Annotated in this window: 1 pseudogene; it reads left to right on the forward strand. The window is 60.8% G+C overall.

Annotated features, from left to right (window positions below):
- Positions 1-423 (forward strand): annotated as a pseudogene (gene istB, locus HMPREF2886_RS16175) (IS21-like element ISPst3 family helper ATPase IstB); the annotation flags it as partial.

A 423-nucleotide genomic window follows, 5' to 3' on the forward strand; every position in this document is an offset into this window, starting at 1 on the left:
GGCAAGCGCGTGCGCTTCTACTCCACGGTCGATCTGGTCAATCTGCTGGAGCGCGAAAAACACGACGGCAAAGCCGGGCGGATCGCCCAGGCACTGCTGCGCATGGATCTGGTCATCCTCGACGAACTGGGTTATCTGCCGTTCAGCCAGGCTGGCGGTGCGTTGCTGTTTCACCTGCTGTCCAAGCTGTACGAACACACCAGCGTGGTGATCACCACCAACCTGAGCTTCGCCGAATGGTCGAGCGTGTTCGGCGACGCCAAGATGACCACCGCCCTGCTGGATCGGCTGACCCACCACTGCCACATCGTCGAAACCGGTAACGAGTCCTATCGCCTGCAACACAGTAGCTTGGCGGCCCAGGCCAAGATAAAATCACGGGAGCGAAAGCGTAAGGGCGGCCAGGAACCGGAGGACGATGAG

This window comes from Pseudomonas sp. HMSC066A08 (assembly GCF_001813025.1).
In the GTDB taxonomy this organism is placed as follows: Bacteria; Pseudomonadota; Gammaproteobacteria; order Pseudomonadales; family Pseudomonadaceae; genus Pseudomonas; species Pseudomonas aeruginosa.